At 68.4% G+C, this 3,869-nt stretch carries 2 protein-coding genes; one reads left to right on the forward strand and one right to left on the reverse strand.

What is annotated here, in order from left to right; translation table 11 throughout:
- Positions 1-211, reverse strand: a 211-nt coding sequence (locus tag E1289_RS39980; protein ID WP_243713449.1) for a hypothetical protein, incomplete at its 3' end; no start/stop codon positions are given.
- Between E1289_RS39980 and E1289_RS36720 the strand changes: the two genes are divergently transcribed.
- Positions 152-3,869: type I polyketide synthase (locus E1289_RS36720; protein ID WP_243713448.1), on the forward strand; the 3,718-nt coding region annotated here is incomplete at its 3' end. The genes E1289_RS39980 and E1289_RS36720 overlap by 60 nt on opposite strands.

The following is a 3,869-nucleotide window of genomic DNA, read 5'->3' on the forward strand; positions in this document are numbered from 1 at the left end:
CACCACACCCCTCCCCACCTACCCCTTCCAACACCACACCCACTGGCTCCACACCAAACGCGAGGTCAGTGATGCTGGTGACCTTGGACTTGAATCCCCAGAGCACGCTCTTCTCGGGGCGGCCACCGAAATCTCGAACAGCGGTGTCGTCCTGTTCTCGGGCCGCGTTTCGCTCCAGAGTCATCCTTGGCTGGCCGACCATGCGGTGCACGGCACGGTTCTGTTCCCCGGCACCGCGTTCGTCGATCTCGCGCTTCACTGTGGCGAGCAGGCGGGTCTGCCGCACGTCGAGGAGCTCACCCTTCAGAGTCCGCTGTACCTGCCTGAGCAGGGCGCCGTCGACCTCCAGGTCACCCTCGACCCGGCCGACGACGACCGGCGCGCCATCACCGTCCATTCGCGGCCTGCCGCTGGTCAGGGCTCATGGACGCAGCACGCATTCGGCACGCTGAGGCGGCGGGCGGTTGCCGAGGCGGCCGCGGCCGACTCGTCACCTCCGGCCGGCTCAACGCCCCGAGACCTCGCGGGTCTCTATGACCGGCTCGCCGAACGCGGCTACGACTACGGCCCCACCTTCCAGGGCCTCACCCACGCCTGGCAGAACGGCGACGGCATCTACGCCGAGATCGCCCTCCCCGACGACACCGACACCACCGGATACGGCATCCACCCCGCACTCCTCGACGCCGCACTCCACGCCCTGATCCCGGCGGCCCCGGGGGACGAGCCGGTCCAACTTCCGTTCGTCTGGCAGGACGTCTCCCTCCATGCCACTGGTGCGACCGCCGTCCGGGCGCACCTGCGGACTACCGGAGACGGCCAGTACCGGATCACCGTCACGGACGTACAGGGTCAGCTCGTTGCCAGCGTCGGCCTACTTGGTACCCGGTCGATCGATCCAGCCGAGCTTTCTATATCCGACACCGGCGCGCGAGGGCCTCTGTTCAGACGACTGTGGGAGCCTCTCAAGCTTGGTGCCACGTCAACGAAGGCCCGTCCTTACGTTCTGGTCGGCGCGCAAGAGCCGGAGCCCTTTGGTCCGGATGGTGCCGCCAACGCGAGGTCAGTCCCCGACCTTGCGACTTTCGTCTCCTCCCTTGATGACCGCGCTCCCGCGTCCGACCTCGTTGTTTGGCCGTGCCCTCATGGCTCCGCCGTTGACACCGTCGGGGAGACCCGTCGTGTGGTCCACCAGACCTTGGCCTTCCTCCAGGAATTCCTGTCGGACGACCGGCTGGTCGATCAACGACTGGCGATCGTCACACGCGGGGCTGTGGCCACCGGGGCCGGCGACAGGATCGAGGATCTCGCGGGGGCCGCGGCCCGCGGTCTGATCCGCAGCGCCCAGGCCGAGCATCCGGGCCGCATCGTCCTGATCGACATCGACGAAGAGCGCGCCTCTTCCGCCTCGCTGCACACGGCGCTCCGCACGGACGAACCCGAGCTGGCGATCCGCAAGGGGCAGGTATCGGCCCCGAACCTCGTCCACGTCCAGGCCCGCGAGGGCGCGGCAGGCCGCGGGCTCGATCCAGACGGCACCGTCCTGATCACCGGCGGCACCGGGACACTGGGCGCCATCATCGCCCGGCACCTGGCCGAACGCCACGGTGTGCGCCGGCTTCTGCTCACCAGCCGTTCCGGCCCCGACGCTCCGGAGGCCGGCGCGCTGGAGGCCGAGCTCACCGCCCTGGGCGCCTCCGTCACCATCGCCGCCTGCGACGCCTCAGACCGTGACGCACTCGCCATGCTGCTCGCGGACATCCCGGCCGAGCATCCCCTTACGGCCGTCGTCCACGCGGCCGGGACGATCGACGATGCCACCGTCACCGCTCTCAACTCCGCCCAGCTCGATCGTGTGCTCACCCCCAAAGTCGACGCGGCGTGGCATCTGCACGACCTCACCAAGGACGAGGACCTCAGCGCGTTCATCCTGTTCTCGTCGCTGGCCGGAACCCTCGGTTCTCCCGGGCAGGGGAACTATGCGGCGGCCAACGCCTTCCTGGACGGGCTGGCACACCACCGCCGTGTCCTCGACCTGCCCGCGGTCAGTCTCGCCTGGGGGCTCTGGAGTCAGGCAAGCGGGATGACCGCTCATCTGACCGAAACAGACCACCACCTCATGGCCCGGTCCGGTCTGGCTCCGCTCACCGTCGACCAGGCCCTCGGACTCTTCGACAGCGCCCTCGCGCTTACCGAACCCGTGCTGGTCCCCGCCAACATCAACATAAGGAAACTCCGGAGGCAGAGCACCGCCGCACGTCCCGCAGCGCACACGCCGGGCTCGCCCGTCCTCGACCAGGAGGGCCTCCAGGATTTGGTGCACGCCACCACCGCGGCGGTCTTGGGTCATGAGCGACCCGAACAGATCGAGACCGCGCAGGCTTTCAAGGATCTCGGGATCGACTCGCTGACCGCCATACAGATCCGCAATCGGCTCGCCGAGGCGACCGGCCTGCGACTGCCCGCCACGCTGGTGTTCGACCACCCGACACCCGGAGCCCTGGCCCTCCACCTCCACCAGCGGCTCCAGGGGGAATACGGGACCGGCGCCGCGGCCGCCACCGCGGTCGCACGCGACGAGCCGATAGCCATCGTCAGCATGGGGTGCCGGTTCCCAGGCGGAGTCTCATCGCCCGAGGACCTGTGGACGCTGGTGCAGCAGGGCCGCGACGCCATCACCCCCTTCCCTGACGGCCGGGGCTGGGACCTGGACGCCCTTTTCGATCCCGACCCCGATGCCTCCGGGAAGTCCTATGCGCGTGAGGGCGGGTTCCTGCACGACGCCGACCAGTTCGACGCCGCGTTCTTCGGAATCTCGCCCCGCGAAGCGACCGCGATGGATCCGCAGCAGCGGCTCCTGCTCGAAGTCGCCTGGGAAACCATCGAGCGCGCCGACATCGACCCGACCAGCCTCCAAGCGAGCCGGACCGGGGTCTTCGCCGGCGTCATGTACCACGACTACGGTGCCCGTTTTCTCCAAGCACCGAAAGAGTACGAGGGATACATCGGCAACGGGAGTGCGGCCAGTGTCATCTCCGGCCGGATCTCCTACTCGCTCGGGCTGCAGGGCCCGGCGGTGACGGTGGACACCGCGTGCTCGTCGTCACTGGTCGCGTTGCACCTCGCCGCACAGGCCCTGCGCGGCGGCGAATGCGACCTCGCACTGGCCGGCGGCGTCACCGTCATGTCCACACCAGGACTGTTCATCGAGTTCAGCCGCCAACGCGGACTGGCACCCGATGGCCGCTGCAAGCCCTTCGCCGCCTCAGCCGACGGCACGGTCGGCGCCGAAGGCGTCGGCCTGGTCCTACTGGAACGCCTGCCGGACGCCCAGCGCAACAACCGCCACATCCTGGCCGTCATCCCCGGCTCAGCCATCAACCAGGACGGCGCCTCCAACGGACTCACCGCCCCCAACGGCCCCGCCCAAGAACGCGTCATCCGCCAAGCCCTCACCAAAGCACACCTCACCCCCGACCAGATCGACGTCGTCGAGGCACATGGCACGGGTACCGCACTTGGCGACCCGATCGAGGCCAACGCTCTCCTCGCCACTTATGGCCACGATCGCCCCGAAAACCAACCCCTCTATCTGGGCTCTTTGAAATCCAACATCGGCCACACCCAGGCCGCCGCCGGCGTCGCAGGCGTCATCAAAATGGTCCAAGCCATCAACCACCGCCAACTCCCCCAAACCCTGCACATCGATAAGCCTTCCCCCCACATCAACTGGAACTCAGCGGCCGTCACACTATTGACCCAAACTCAACCCTGGCCCGAACTGGACCGGCCCCGCCGCGCCGCCATCTCCTCCTTCGGCATCAGCGGCACCAACGCCCACCTCATCCTCGAACAACCCCCCACACCCA

This window comes from Actinomadura sp. 6K520 (assembly GCF_004349245.1).
GTDB lineage: Bacteria > Actinomycetota > Actinomycetes > Streptosporangiales > Streptosporangiaceae > Spirillospora.